Source organism: Bacillus sp. FSL W8-0645, assembly GCF_038007905.1.
GTDB lineage: Bacteria > Bacillota > Bacilli > Bacillales > Bacillaceae > Bacillus > Bacillus pumilus.
Genome location: NZ_JBBOYC010000001.1, coordinates 2,758,381 through 2,771,400, shown reverse-complemented (window position 1 = coordinate 2,771,400; position 13,020 = coordinate 2,758,381). Strand labels below are relative to the sequence as shown.

Here is a 13,020-nt window from a genome sequence, read left to right as displayed (position 1 = left end):
GAAAAGAAGACAAAGGGCTAAAATCAAGATCATTTTAGCCCTTTGTCAACAATCTCAAAGGAACAGGGATTCATGACCCTGTTCCTTTTTTAATCTTGAAAAACATCACTTGATAAGTATCGTTCGCCTGTATCTGCTGTCATACAGATCACAATTTGATCTGCCGGTAATTGCTTGGCTGTTTCAATCGCAGCATAGCAGGCTGCACCAGATGATGGACCAACTAAAATTCCTTCAAGACGGGCAAGCTGACGTGTGATAGTGTACGCATCTTCATCGCTTACTTGCACGATCTCATCATAGACATGCTCATTTAAAATATGAGGAATAAATCCTGGACTTGTGCCAACAAGTTTATGTTTGCCAGGTTTCCCGCCAGATAAGACTGGAGATCCCTTCGGCTCTGCCACACGTATGGTTAAATGAGGGAATGCTTTCTTTAATTCCTCACCAGTGCCTGTAATGGTTCCGCCAGTTCCTGCTGTTGCGACAAAGGCTCCAAGGGGCTTGCCAAGTTGTTTGACAGCTTCCATGATTTCAACAGCCGTTGTGCCTCTATGAGCATCTGGATTCGCTCTATTATCAAATTGCATCGGGATAAAGCTATGAGGAATTTGAGCTGCCAGCTCCTCTGCTTTGCGAATACAGCCTGGCATTTTTTCTTCTCCTGGGGTTAAAATGACCTGCGCCCCGTAAGCCTTCAAAATATTGATTCGTTCCTTTGTCATCGTATCAGGCATCACAAGGATGGCTTGATATCCTCTAGCTGCTGCGTTCATAGCTAAACCAATCCCTGTATTCCCACTCGTCGGTTCAATAATGGTCGCTCCTTTTGTAAGCTTCCCTTGTTTTTCAGCCTCAACGATCATATTGTAAGCAGCGCGGTCCTTCACACTGCCGCTAGGATTAAACGATTCCAGCTTTAAATAAACAGCTGCCGCATTGTCTGGCTGAAGCCGCTGTAATTGAACAAGTGGTGTATCGCCAATCAGCTCAGCTATATTTTGTGCAACCTTCATCATGTGACACCCTTTCTTCTCATTCCGCATTTCTTTAGTTATACTATCATCAATGGGGATTCGTAAAGTTTGTTATAAAAGGACAGGTGATATTGTGTCAGAAAACCGTCATTATTTTATTGGGGTTCACATCCCTGAACAACTTGCGCATCAAATCAAAAAAGACATTGATCAAAGAAGCGGACTGTCTTTTCAAAAATGGACAGCACCACATGATTATCATGTGACCTTGATCTTTTTAGGTGCCATTCCAGATGAGCGCTTAAAGAAGATCATCGAGCTGCTTGAGATCCTCTCAAAGGAAGCCGCTGCATTTTCACTTGAGCTGAATGAGGTCGGACAGTTTGGCACGAAGGAGCGCCCAAGAGTCTTTTTTGCAAAACCTGATGAAAGTGAACCACTTATGCAATTAAGAGAAAAGGTGAAAGAAGCCGTATTGTCAGCAGGACATCCTGTTGAAAAGAGACCGTTTCATCCGCATATGACGATTGCACGCAAATGGAACGCGGATCACTCTTTTGCAGAACAAGCGCCTTTACGCAAAGAGCCATACGTGATAGAGGTTTCTTGTATGACTCTATATGAAATACGTCCGAGAGAAACCCCGCGTTATCACGCAATCAAACAATTTGCACTACATAAATGATTCTAAAAGTTGGAGTGAGCAGCAGATGGCGCAAATTATCAAAATTCAAGATTATATATCACGATATGAACAAGACCCGCATCACTACATCAATCAATTCATTCGATTGAAAAAGCAAAGGTGGGACGAGTTAAAAAAAGCTTCAAAAGAGAAGACGCAGCATTCATTTGACCAAATCTCTGAACAAGTGCCTAAACAAGAGGAGGAAAAGAGAAAGAAATTCTCCTTAAAGAGAAAGCAAAAAGAAGCCGATATGAAGAAGGAACGGGACCTGAGTCTTTTTAACGAGCCGACAGATATAGAGCAAGGTGTCTTTACAAACGTTCCTACAGATGAAACGAAGCTCATTCATTTTTTTAAGGATCATCTATTCGATGTTCAATTAAAATGGGCGAGCTCGACGATTTCCAACATTTCGACCGTTTCCCATCACATTCGATATGACGAAAAGCTGCGCATGCTTGCTAGGCAGCTTCCGGATTCATATTTTGTGATGTACAAACCGGTGCTGCTCATTCAAAAAGCAGAGATGGAATTATGTCCAGTCCTCATTACGCCGCTGGAAGTGATTTGTTTATCCTTCTTAGAGGCAGAGCCTGACAGCGTATATATCGGAACGAAGGAACGTTTTTGGGAAAAGCGGGCGAATGGGAAAGCGGTTCAGTCCGTTTTGAATCCTTGCGCAAGCCTTCTACGCTCTGGCACCGTCGTGTCAAAGATCTTACAGCAAAGCGGTGCCCATCTTCCTGTGAAAAAAATCTTGATCAGCCGTACCTCTTATATTGACTTACCGGAAGTTCCATACGGGATGGAGGTTGTCGATAAGAAGAAGGCGGAAGATTGGTTTGAAAAGCAGCGGAAAAATACTGCGCCGACAAAGCATCAGCAATTTAAGGCGACAAAAGCATTACTTGCTTATGGTGAATCAGACAGCAAAAGAAGGCAGGAATGGCTCGATTAAAGGCATAATGGAAGGTCACGAAAAATGAGACCTGAGTGGAGCTAATATATGAATGAATGGTACTTTATCGTTAATCCAGCAGCAGGACATGGAAAAGGACTTCGTACATGGAGGAGCATAGAGAAAGAACTACAAAAGGTGGAGATCTCATATCGATCGTTTCTCACCCAGCATGAAGGTCATGCAGAAGTATTGGCAAGACAAATTAGCGCCATGCAAGATGACAGGCTGAAGCGCCTGATTGTCATTGGCGGTGACGGAACCATTCATGAAGTCCTAAATGGCTTAAAGGAAATGGATCATGTGCAGCTAAGCTTTGTCCCCGCCGGTCATTGGAATGATGCGGCGAAGGGCCTTGGCATCCATCGTCAAGATGTCCTAAAAGAAGTGAGAAAGCAAAAGAGAATGCTCACCAAAACATTTTCACTCGGCTCCTTTCAAGATCACGCAGAAAGCGCGCAATCCGTTCTCTTTCTCAATCATATCGGTGCGGGGTTTGATGCGCATGTGCTAAGGAAAACAGTGTATTTCAGAGGAAAAAAGTGGTTGAAACGACTGGGGCTTGGGTTTATCATCTACCCGCTGTCATTTCTCCATTCTTTATGGTCCTTTAAGCCGTTCGACCTTGCGCTGTTTATTGAAAACGAGAAGAAGGTCTTTCGCCAAGTGTGGTTTGTGATTGTTTGTAATCACCCCTATTACGGAGGCGGGCTGGAAGCAGCACCAGAAGTGAGCGCGAGGCAGCCAGGCTTTCAAACACTCGTTGTCACAGATTTGAATCCATTTAAAGTGCTATTGTTTCTAAGTGCGATGGTGTTTCGCAAGCACCTTGGAATGAAGGGCGTTACCCTGTTTCAGCACGAAGAAGCGTACTTGGAGGCAGATGGAAAAATCTTATTTCATGCAGATGGAGAAGTGATTGGTGCAACGCCTGTTTTTGTGAAGACGAGTGATCGCTCCTTAAAATTACGTGCTTAAATCATGTCTCATGAATGTCCTAGTCAAAGAACCATGAAAAAAGCCTTTCTTTTCATAAGGTTCTTGTCCTGATTTTCTAGTTTTGCTTGACGAGTATAAGAAGGTAACGATAAAATCTATAGGACGGCTATTGTTTAGCATCTCATTCTCAATAGCTGTCCTTTTTGTTTTTATGATCATATAAATAAAAAAACAGCCTATTGACCTTCAATCGGCTGAATTTTGTCGACTAAAAAAGCACGATTTAAAATATTTTAAGAAATGATGGGTTGAAAATTGATATGAACTGGTTGGGACAAATATTAGGTAGCGAATGGCACATCTCTCCTGCTGGAGGCGCTACGGGAGATGCGTACTTCGCAACACACAATGACCAAAAGCTATTTTTAAAACGCAATACGTCACCGTTTCTTGCGGTTTTGTCAGCTGAAGGCATTGTGCCGAAGCTTGTCTGGACAAAACGGATGGAAAATGGGGATGTCATCACTGCGCAGCACTGGCTGAGCGGCAGAGAGCTGAAGCCAAAGGACATGAATGACCGTCCTGTCGCAGAGCAGCTAAGAAAAATTCATACATCGAAAGAATTGCTTGATATGCTGAAACGATTAGAGAAGCACTCTCTAGACCCAGCATCCATTCTGAAGCATTTAAAACAGTCCATATTTAAAGAGCAAATTGATTCGCGCGATGTCACACGTGCCATCCAGTACTTAGAGAAGCATGTGGAGGCAGTTCAATTTGAAGACAAGGTCGTGTGTCATTGTGACCTCAATCATAATAATTGGCTGCTGACAGATGAAAACCAGCTTTACTTGATCGATTGGGATGGGGCGATGATTGCTGACCCAGCCATTGATCTTGGACCACTTTTATACCATTATGTTGAAGAAGAGAACTGGGAAAGCTGGCTCTCAATGTACGGTGCCCCGCTGACGGACAATTTGCGAAAACGCATGGCTTGGTACGTCCTCGCTGAAACCGTATCGTTTGTCGTGTGGCATAAAAGAAAAGGAAATGAAAAAGCGCAGCAAGAAGTGCAAGCGGAGCTGAGCGCACTCTTACAGCGGTTAAACATTCATTAAGACAGAGGAATATTCTCGACCCACTCTGACAAATGCGATTGATGCGCCTCAATATGTGCATCAATTGAACTGACAGAAGTGCCCTTTTGGCTGTAATCATAAATATCTGTTAATAATTGACGAATGTCGGCATCAAGGTCTTCTTTTGCCAGCATGAATTGAATCACGCGTCCCACCTGTTCATATTCTGCAACAGTCCCGCAGCAATCCAACTGGTGATCGGTTAAAATATCTTTGATTAATTGAAGCTGATGTTGACGGTTTAATCCCATACGTATGCTCCTTTTCTGCATGTCATTTATGTGGTTAAACTGTGCATTCAGCGCCCAATTTATACATGCGGCAGACCAGCTCAAGCGAAGGGCTGGTCTTTTTCATATGCGCATAAAGATGCTGTCTTGCGGGTCTTTATGTTTCATGGTATCTTGATAAAATGTAAAGAAAATAGAGGTGTATCAAATTGAGAATGCGACATAAACCATGGGCTGATGATTACTTAGCTGAAAATGCTCATATTGCCTTAGCAAGCCCCGAGCAATATAAAGGGAAATGGCATGAGCTATTTGGAAATGATCATCCAATCCATATCGAAGTTGGCACAGGAAAAGGGAGCTTTATCGCTGGAATGGGCAAGCTTCATCCTGATATCAACTATATTGGCATTGAATTATTTAAAAGTGTCATTGTGACAGCAGTAGATAAAATCAAAGAGACAGATGTTGAAAATGTAAAGCTCTTGAACATTAATGCGGAAACGCTGACAGATGTGTTTGCGGCAAATGAGATTGACCGAGTGTATTTGAATTTCTCTGATCCGTGGCCAAAAGCAAGACATGAAAAGCGCAGATTGACGTTTAAGGCCTTTTTAGAGCGATATGAACATATTCTTCGTCCAGGCGGTGAATTGCATTTCAAAACAGATAACCGCGGGTTATTTGAATATTCTTTAAAGAGCTTTTCTGCATATGGCCTTCTTTTAACGTATGTAAGCTTAGATTTACATAAGGACGGACTAGAAGGAAATGTGATGACGGAATACGAAGAGAAATTCTCGTCTATGGGACAACCTATCTATCGATCAGAAGTGAAATTTCCAGAATAACAAGTGACATCAAGCTGGCTGCAAAAAAAATTGCAGTCAGTTTTTTTCATGAAAAGATTGATGCATGCGATTTTTGGCTGTATTTGCTACGATAGAAAAAGGAGGGATGACAGCAATGGAGACAATGAACATAGGTGACATGGAACTGTTCTGGTTAAACGGGGGAGATACACACATGGACGGCGGTGCGATGTTTGGTGTGGTGCCAAAGCCGTTATGGTCAAAAAAATACCCGGTGAACGATCGCAATCAAATTGAACTGCGGTGTGACCCAATCCTTATACGGTGGAATGGTCTCCATTTTTTAGTGGATTCCGGCATCGGATCAGGTAAGCTGACGGATAAACAAAAACGCAATTACGGCGTAACAGAAGAGACGAAATTGGAAGAGTCACTCGCGGCACTCGGCCTGCAAACAGCAGATATTGATTACGTTTTAATGACGCATCTTCACTTCGATCATGCAAGCGGATTAACAAAACGTGAAGGAGAAAAGCTCGTGTCTGTTTTTCCGCAAGCAAAAATCATCACATCCAAAATCGAATGGGATGAAATGAGGGCGCCTAACATCCGCTCAAGAAATACATATTGGAAAGAAAACTGGGAGCCTGTAGCAGATCAAGTGGTGCCATTTGAAGAAAGCATCGAAGTAATAGAAGGCATTGAGCTGCATCATACAGGCGGTCATAGCAATGGCCATAGCATCTTAACGCTCACAAGTCAGGGCGAAACAGCGATTCATTTAGCTGACATTATGCCAACGCACGCTCATAAAAATCCATTATGGGTCTTGGCATATGATGATTACCCAATGACTTCAATTCCAGCTAAGCAAAAATGGCAGGCATATGCAGAAGAAAAAAATGCGTGGTACTTGTTTTATCATGATGCGATTTACCGCGCTGTTAAGTGGGATGAAGATGGGCAAATCACACATGAAGTCAAAAGAGAAACAGGGAGATAAAAGATCATCTGCATGTTTTTTCGCCTTTCACACAAAATAACGACAAAATGAACTTGTGAAAGGAAGAGTGCAGGTGAACCAATTTTATCGTGTACATGGTGATGTCATTGAAACACCATTAAGAGGGATGGAAGTCATGTCCGTCCCTTATTTAAACAAAGGGGTTGCATTTACGAAGGAAGAGCGGGAAGAGCTTGGTTTAAAGGGATTTCTACCGCCTAAAGTTTTAACATTAGAGGATCAGGCAAAGCGTGCATATGAGCAGTTCAAGGCACAGCCGGATGAACTTGGGAAAAATGTGTATTTAACATCACTTCATGACAGAAACGAAGTGCTTTTTTACAAATTATTAAATGAGCACTTGGCAGAGATGCTGCCGATTGTCTATACACCGACGGTTGGAACAGCCATTCAGCGTTATAGCCACGAGTATCGAAAGCCAAGAGGGCTTTATTTATCAATTGATGACTTGGAAGGCATGGAAGAGATATTTGCCTCTTACGGTGTGGATGAATCCATTGACTTAATCGTTGCGACAGATGCAGAAGGCATTTTAGGTATTGGAGACTGGGGTGTTGGCGGTATTGCCATTTCAGTCGGGAAACTTGCTGTTTATACAGCTGCAGCAGGCATTGATCCTAGCCGCGTGCTGGCCGTAGTACTTGATACCGGGACGAACCAAGAAAGTCTCTTGAATGATCCGCTTTATGTTGGAAATCAGCATTCTCGCGTTCGAGGCGAGCGTTATGATCAGTTTATCGATCAATATGTAGAGCTTGCCCGCGCAACCTTTCCAAATGCACTCCTTCACTGGGAAGACTTTGGGACAAAAAATGCACGAGCCATATTGGAAAAATATAAGGAACGGATTTGTACATTTAATGATGACATTCAAGGAACTGGAGCTGTTTCACTTGCTGCGGTTCTGGCATGTGCAAAAGCTTCGAAGGTTCCGCTGAAAGATCACCGAATCGTCATTTTCGGAGCGGGTACGGCAGGGATTGGCATAGCGGAGCAGATCCGTGATGCGATTGTCAGAGACGGAGTCAAAGAAGAGGAATCATATGATCATTTCTGGTGTATTGATAAAACAGGTTTACTTACAGATGATTCGCCTGACATTCAGCCATTTCAAAAGCCATATGCAAGACGTTCTGACGAAGTAAAGGATTATGCCCGTAATGGTCCTAAGCATTCCATTGATTTATTAGAGGTCGTCAAACAGGCTAAACCAACCATCTTAATTGGCACCTCGACAGTAGGAGGAGCATTTACAGAGGAAATTGTGAAAGAAATGGCGTCACACGTAGAGCGCCCAGCCATTTTACCGATGTCGAACCCGACACCTCTTTCAGAAGCAAAGCCTGAAGATCTCATTGAGTGGACAGAAGGTCGCGCCCTTGTGACAACGGGAAGCCCATTTGACCCTGTCGAATATGGTGGCGTGACATATGAAATTGGGCAAGCGAATAATGCTCTTGTGTTCCCAGGGCTTGGTCTTGGAACGATTGTGTCTAAAGCACGCCTCATGACAGACAGCATGTTTGTTGCGAGTGCTGAAGCGATTGCCAGCATGGTCAATGTCGGAAAGCCAGGTGCAGCGATGCTGCCAAGTGTTGATCAGCTTCGAACCGTTTCAGCGACAGTAGCTGTTCGTGTGGCGCAAGCAGCGATCGATGAAGGAATTGCAGAGGAAACGCCTGAGGACCTTATTCAGGCAGTACAGGACGCTATGTGGCATCCTGTGTACAAAAAAATCAAAGCCATATAAAAAAGAAGCTTCGCAAGGACACCCTTTGCGAAGCTTTCTTTATCAAGCCACAGAATCAATGACATCCACAATCATGCCTGTTTTGGCATCAATCATGACTTCGTACTGTTCAAGCTCGCCAAAGGCTGAGCGAGTAATGCCAGATTTGTACACATCAATCGTTTCACCATTTACGTTATACGGTTCTGGTACAGTATAAATCCAAGAGCCATCAATTGGGCCGCGCTGTTTAAAAGCGGATTTCACAATTTTTAATGCTTTTTCAGACGAGATATACGTAGGGAAAAATACTTTCTTTGCAACAATTGCAGCGGCTACGCCAATACTCGCACCAATCAGAACATGTTTTAACTTCAACGTGCTGCACCTCCGTATTGCTGTTTTTTCCATTATACAAAACTTGTCCATTGATGTTAAGGAATCCGAATAGTTGAAAGCATATTCAAAATTTCTGGAGAGATACTTGGAAAACCGAAAGAATTCTTATAGTATAAAGTGAGTGTTATTTTTATAGGAATATATATGGTCATTACATAGAAACGAGGTAAATCGTAGAATGAATGAAGAAACATTGTCGCTTTTCCGAAATTTAACAGAATTACAAGGTACTCCAGGTAATGAGCACCATGTGCGTGCTTTTATGAAAAAGGAACTTGAGAAATATTCTGACGAACTCATTCAGGATCGTCTTGGCGGTGTGTTTGGGGTTCGCAAGGGACCAGAGAACGCACCTAAAATCATGGTGGCTGGTCATATGGATGAAGTAGGATTCATGGTTTCATCCATTACAAAAAACGGGATGATACGCTTCCAAACACTCGGCGGTTGGTGGAGTCAAGTCATGCTGGCGCAGCGTGTCGACGTTCATACCGATCACGGGCCAATTCCTGGTGTCGTCTCTAGTACACCGCCTCATCTTCTAACACCAGAACAAAAAAGCAAACCTGTGAAACCATCAGACATGCTCATTGATATTGGTGCAGACAGTGAAGAAGAGGCAAAAGAACTTGGTGTTCGCCCAGGACAGCAAATCGTGCCTGCAACAGTCTTTACCCCTATGGCGAATCCTAAAAAGATTTTAGCGAAGGCTTGGGATAACCGCTATGGCTGCGGACTTGCGATTGAATTATTAAAAGAAATAAAAGACGAACCACTTTCATGTCATCTGTATTCAGGTGCAACGGTTCAGGAAGAAGTAGGGCTTAGAGGGGCAGAAGTAGCTGCGAATATGATTCAGCCGGATCTGTTTTTTGCTTTAGATGCAAGCCCTGCAAACGATGTGACAGGTGACAAAACCCAATTCGGCCAGCTTGGTAAAGGTGCACTTTTGCGTATTTTTGATCGAACCATGGTTACGCACCGCGGGATGAGAGACTTTGTGCTTGATACGGCTGAGTCAAACAATATTCCATACCAATACTTCGTATCACCAGGTGGTACGGACGCTGGACGTGTGCATATTTCAAACCAAGGCGTGCCTTCTGCTGTCATTGGAGTGTGTGCTCGCTACATTCACACAAGTCATTCAGTATTGCATGTGGATGACTATGCAGCGGCAAAAGAATTAATCGTCCGTCTTGTGAAAAACTGTGATCAAAGTACAGTGGATTCTATATATCAACAGGTGTAAATGTAAACAAAAGGCTGCCTCTTTCAAGAGAGCAGCCTTTTGTTATTGCTGTTCAAACACGTAAGATAACGCTTTGATCGCTTGGTTCACGGTTTCCACAGTGATATTCGCTTTATTTGATAGTTCCTTTAACGGATGGTGCAGTTCTTTTGGGCGGATCAAAATGAGAGGTTTCCCTTTTGCGATGGCAGCAGATGCATCCATTGCCGTGTTCCACTGTTTATATTTCTCACCAAAGCGGGCAATGACGACGTCTGCCTTGTTTAATAGGATCTCAGTACGGAAATTGTTCAAATCAGAAGCAGCATCATCTTTGAATATGGCATTCGGCTGCTCACCTAAAATGTCCTCACCAATGTGATCGGAGCGGTCATGATTCTCCATTGGACCAACAAATGTCACTGGCAGTTTCAACGATTGGCTTTTCTCCTTGATTTCATCACGCCACTTGCTATGAATTTCTCCTGCTAAATAGACGGTTAATTGCATAACGATCTCCTCCTTTTGTACAAACTTAGTAAAGGTTTGCCCTGTTTCTTTTCATGTTACACAAGAAGTGCTTGATAAAGCAAAAAAAATATGATTATGATATTCATGGTAGAGACTATTTTTTCATCGTAAGAATACTACATATAATGGGAAGGACAGGCCTTTTCGTCTTTCCTATGAGAAAGCAGGAAGACGACGTTGATGACTTATTTGAAAAGAAAGGGAATCTCCCTTTCGCCAAAAGTGTACTTCATTGATGCACTCTCTTATATGGCTTTAGGTCTATTTGCTACATTAGTAGTAGGTCTGATTTTAAAAACAGCAGGCGGTTTGTTATCACTTCCGCTCATCATCAAAATGGGAACACTCGCAATGGGGCTCATGGGACCAGCGATTGGCGTAGCCGTGGCGTACCGGTTACAGGCATCTCCATTGATCATTTTTGCAAGTGTTGTTTCAGGTGCTGCAGGAGCAGAGCTTGGTGGACCTGCTGGAAGCTTTGTCGCAGCATTAATTGGTGTAGAACTCGGCAAACTGGTCAGTGGTGAGACAAAAATTGATATTATTTTGACACCGCTTGTCACCATCATCACTGGTTTTTCCACCGCCGCTTTGATCGGTCCAGGGATTGAAGCCATGATGACAGGGCTTGGCAGGCTCATCATGTGGGGGACTGACCAAAGTCCACTGATCATGGGCATGCTAGTAGCAACCATTGTTGGACTTGCCCTCAGCTCACCAATTTCAAGTGCTGCGCTTGCGCTCATGCTTGATTTAAGCGGTCTTGCTGCTGGTGCTGCAACGATCGGCTGCTGCGCTCAAATGGTCGGTTTTGCCGCTGCTGGCTTTAGAGAAAATCGTTTTGGTGGTCTTGCTGCTGTCGGTATTGGCACGTCAAAATTGCAGCTACCGAACATTGTAAAAAATCCCCTTATCCTTATTCCCCCTACGATAGCGGGCCTCATTCTCGCGCCAATTGGTATTATTGGCTTTGGGATGGTCAATAATGCGGCAGGGGCAGGAATGGGAACGAGTGGCCTTGTTGGACAGCTCATGACACTGACGGTTATGGGATTTCATCCATCTGTTTTTCTAGCGATTGCTCTTTTGCATATCGTTGGCCCGGCAGTGATTAGTTTGGTAGTATCAGAATGGATGAGAAAGAAAGGCTATATACAATTCGGAGATTTAACCATACAAACTGGAGGAATGAAACATGAAAAAAATTGAATCAAACGAAGAATTACAAAAAGTGATTCAAGAAGACTTAACAGTATTGCTATTTTCAGCGGACTGGTGCCCGGACTGCACCTTTATCGAACCATTCTTGCCAGAGCTTGAAGCAAACTACCCAGAATTTGAGTACTTCTATGTGGATAGAGATCAATTTATTGACACTTGCGCAGAGTGGGAAATTTACGGCATTCCAAGCTTTTTAGTATTTAAAAATGGGCAAGAGATTAACCGCTTTGTCAGCAAGGATCGTAAAACGAAGGAAGAGATTGAAGCATTTTTAACAGATTCTCTTTCTAAATAATGAAAGGAGAGTCTAAATCATGGCAAAAATGACATCAAGACAGCTTGCGAACGAACTCAAAAGCCGTCTGACAAATGACAGCTGGTCACACCAGTTTAACCGAGAAAAAGACACGCTTCGTATTGAAGATAAACAAACAGGCAAAGGGATCACACTAGAGCTCCCGCCAATCATTGCAAAGTGGGAAGTAAAGCCTGATGAAACATTGGATGAGATCGTTTATTATGTGAAAGAGGCGCTAAATGCCATGAAAGGCGAAGCGCAGCACATCTCAGGAAAAGAAAAGCAAATTTATCCGGTCATTCGATCCACTTCCTTTCCCGAGACATCAAGTGACGAGATTCCGCTCGTTTTTGATGAGCATACAGCTGAAACGAGAATCTACTATGCACTTGACCTTGGAAGCACCTATAGGTTAATTGATGAAAAGATGCTTCAAAAGGAAAATTGGACAAAAGAGCGAATCAGGGAAACCGCAAGCTTCAATGTCCGCTCACTTGAAACTGTGGTGAAAATGGATGAAGTGGCAGGCAACCGGTTTTATTTCTTCCGTGCGAATGACGGATATGATGCAAGCAGACTTTTAAATGAATCGATTTTACAAGAATACGCGCAAAAAATAGAAGGACAGATGGCCATTTCTGTCCCCCATCAAGATGTATTCATCATTGCAGATGTTCGCAATGAATCAGGCTATGATATTTTAGGACAGATGTCGATGAGCTTCTTCGCCAGCGGCACGGTTCCGATTACCGCATTGTCATTTTTATATGATGAGGGCAAGCTTGAACCGATTTTTATTCTTGCTAAAAGCAGACCAAAACAGCAGTAGAAGGGAATT

The 13,020-nt window shown here is 43.3% G+C and carries 15 protein-coding genes; 11 read left to right on the top strand and 4 right to left on the bottom strand.

Annotation, left to right across the window (positions count from 1 at the left end; translation table 11 throughout):
* Positions 1-89: 89 nt before the first annotated feature.
* Positions 90-1,019 carry a cysteine synthase A gene (gene cysK / locus NST39_RS14210; RefSeq protein WP_044142192.1) on the bottom strand — a complete coding sequence of 310 codons (930 nt, stop codon included), beginning with the start codon at positions 1,017-1,019 and terminating at the stop codon, positions 90-92.
* A gap of 94 nt (positions 1,020-1,113) precedes the next feature.
* On the opposite strand from cysK, the gene thpR reads away from it, so the two are divergent.
* The 4 genes from thpR (at position 1,114) to NST39_RS14190 (ending at position 4,686) form a co-directional block, all read left to right on the top strand.
* Positions 1,114-1,665 carry an RNA 2',3'-cyclic phosphodiesterase gene (gene thpR / locus NST39_RS14205; protein WP_052465550.1) on the top strand — a complete coding sequence of 184 codons (552 nt, stop codon included), beginning with the start codon at positions 1,114-1,116 and terminating at the stop codon, positions 1,663-1,665.
* Between the two features lie 25 nt (positions 1,666-1,690).
* A complete protein-coding gene (locus NST39_RS14200; protein WP_044142194.1) occupies positions 1,691-2,626 on the top strand; it encodes a hypothetical protein in 936 nt (311 codons plus the stop codon).
* 48 nt (positions 2,627-2,674) lie between these two features.
* On the top strand, positions 2,675-3,604 hold the full coding sequence (locus NST39_RS14195; protein ID WP_044142195.1) for a YegS/Rv2252/BmrU family lipid kinase: 930 nt from the start codon (positions 2,675-2,677) through the stop codon (positions 3,602-3,604).
* A 281-nt stretch (positions 3,605-3,885) separates the two neighbouring features.
* Positions 3,886-4,686: a phosphotransferase family protein gene (locus tag NST39_RS14190; protein WP_189286481.1), complete on the top strand. Its 801-nt coding sequence runs from the start codon at positions 3,886-3,888 to the stop codon at positions 4,684-4,686.
* On the opposite strand, the gene NST39_RS14185 is transcribed toward NST39_RS14190, so the two are convergent.
* Positions 4,683-4,958, bottom strand: coding sequence for a YtzH-like family protein (locus NST39_RS14185; protein WP_126740821.1), 276 nt, complete (start codon positions 4,956-4,958; stop codon positions 4,683-4,685). The two genes, NST39_RS14190 and NST39_RS14185, sit on opposite strands and share 4 nt — an antisense overlap.
* A gap of 188 nt (positions 4,959-5,146) precedes the next feature.
* On the opposite strand from NST39_RS14185, the gene trmB reads away from it, so the two are divergent.
* From trmB to NST39_RS14170, 3 genes are all read left to right on the top strand, one after another.
* On the top strand, positions 5,147-5,788 hold the full coding sequence (trmB, locus tag NST39_RS14180) for a tRNA (guanosine(46)-N7)-methyltransferase TrmB (protein WP_044142198.1): 642 nt from the start codon (positions 5,147-5,149) through the stop codon (positions 5,786-5,788).
* A 115-nt stretch (positions 5,789-5,903) separates the two neighbouring features.
* On the top strand, positions 5,904-6,752 hold the full coding sequence (locus NST39_RS14175) for a YtnP family quorum-quenching lactonase (RefSeq protein WP_341028925.1): 849 nt from the start codon (positions 5,904-5,906) through the stop codon (positions 6,750-6,752).
* A gap of 73 nt (positions 6,753-6,825) precedes the next feature.
* Positions 6,826-8,523 (top strand): NAD-dependent malic enzyme, encoded by a 1,698-nt coding sequence (locus NST39_RS14170; protein WP_341028924.1) that lies wholly within the window; start codon positions 6,826-6,828, stop codon positions 8,521-8,523.
* Between the two features lie 42 nt (positions 8,524-8,565).
* On the opposite strand, the gene NST39_RS14165 is transcribed toward NST39_RS14170, so the two are convergent.
* Complete coding sequence (locus NST39_RS14165; protein WP_065098623.1) at positions 8,566-8,880, bottom strand: PepSY domain-containing protein; 315 nt, start codon at positions 8,878-8,880, stop codon at positions 8,566-8,568.
* Positions 8,881-9,079: 199 nt separating this feature from the next.
* On the opposite strand from NST39_RS14165, the gene NST39_RS14160 reads away from it, so the two are divergent.
* A complete protein-coding gene (locus NST39_RS14160) occupies positions 9,080-10,153 on the top strand; it encodes a M42 family metallopeptidase (RefSeq protein WP_341028922.1) in 1,074 nt (357 codons plus the stop codon).
* 42 nt (positions 10,154-10,195) lie between these two features.
* On the opposite strand, the gene NST39_RS14155 is transcribed toward NST39_RS14160, so the two are convergent.
* Positions 10,196-10,642, bottom strand: coding sequence for a YtoQ family protein (locus tag NST39_RS14155; protein ID WP_044142201.1), 447 nt, complete (start codon positions 10,640-10,642; stop codon positions 10,196-10,198).
* 201 nt (positions 10,643-10,843) lie between these two features.
* On the opposite strand from NST39_RS14155, the gene NST39_RS14150 reads away from it, so the two are divergent.
* From NST39_RS14150 to NST39_RS14140, 3 genes are read left to right on the top strand one after another with little or no spacing between them, the layout of a single operon-like run.
* Positions 10,844-11,872 (top strand): PTS transporter subunit IIC, encoded by a 1,029-nt coding sequence (locus tag NST39_RS14150; protein ID WP_065098621.1) that lies wholly within the window; start codon positions 10,844-10,846, stop codon positions 11,870-11,872.
* Positions 11,859-12,179, top strand: coding sequence for a thioredoxin family protein (locus NST39_RS14145; RefSeq protein WP_003217665.1), 321 nt, complete (start codon positions 11,859-11,861; stop codon positions 12,177-12,179). The genes NST39_RS14150 and NST39_RS14145 overlap by 14 nt, the downstream gene beginning before the upstream one ends.
* A gap of 19 nt (positions 12,180-12,198) precedes the next feature.
* Positions 12,199-13,011, top strand: a complete 813-nt coding sequence (locus NST39_RS14140; protein WP_341028920.1) for a DUF1444 domain-containing protein — start codon at positions 12,199-12,201, stop codon at positions 13,009-13,011.
* Positions 13,012-13,020: the final 9 nt, after the last annotated feature.

What these genes read in the sequence shown, in the direction of transcription:
- cysK (WP_044142192.1), bottom strand. Translation starts at nt 1,019, where the DNA reads ATGAAGGTTGCACAAAATATAGCTGAGCTGATTGGCGATACACCACTT.
- NST39_RS14145 (WP_003217665.1), top strand. Translation starts at nt 11,859, where the DNA reads ATGAAAAAAATTGAATCAAACGAAGAATTACAAAAAGTGATTCAAGAA.
- NST39_RS14175 (WP_341028925.1), top strand. Translation starts at nt 5,904, where the DNA reads ATGGAGACAATGAACATAGGTGACATGGAACTGTTCTGGTTAAACGGG.
- NST39_RS14185 (WP_126740821.1), bottom strand. Translation starts at nt 4,958, where the DNA reads ATGGGATTAAACCGTCAACATCAGCTTCAATTAATCAAAGATATTTTA.
- NST39_RS14150 (WP_065098621.1), top strand. Translation starts at nt 10,844, where the DNA reads ATGACTTATTTGAAAAGAAAGGGAATCTCCCTTTCGCCAAAAGTGTAC.
- NST39_RS14155 (WP_044142201.1), bottom strand. Translation starts at nt 10,642, where the DNA reads ATGCAATTAACCGTCTATTTAGCAGGAGAAATTCATAGCAAGTGGCGT.
- NST39_RS14200 (WP_044142194.1), top strand. Translation starts at nt 1,691, where the DNA reads ATGGCGCAAATTATCAAAATTCAAGATTATATATCACGATATGAACAA.
- NST39_RS14190 (WP_189286481.1), top strand. Translation starts at nt 3,886, where the DNA reads ATGAACTGGTTGGGACAAATATTAGGTAGCGAATGGCACATCTCTCCT.
- NST39_RS14140 (WP_341028920.1), top strand. Translation starts at nt 12,199, where the DNA reads ATGGCAAAAATGACATCAAGACAGCTTGCGAACGAACTCAAAAGCCGT.
- NST39_RS14160 (WP_341028922.1), top strand. Translation starts at nt 9,080, where the DNA reads ATGAATGAAGAAACATTGTCGCTTTTCCGAAATTTAACAGAATTACAA.
- NST39_RS14195 (WP_044142195.1), top strand. Translation starts at nt 2,675, where the DNA reads ATGAATGAATGGTACTTTATCGTTAATCCAGCAGCAGGACATGGAAAA.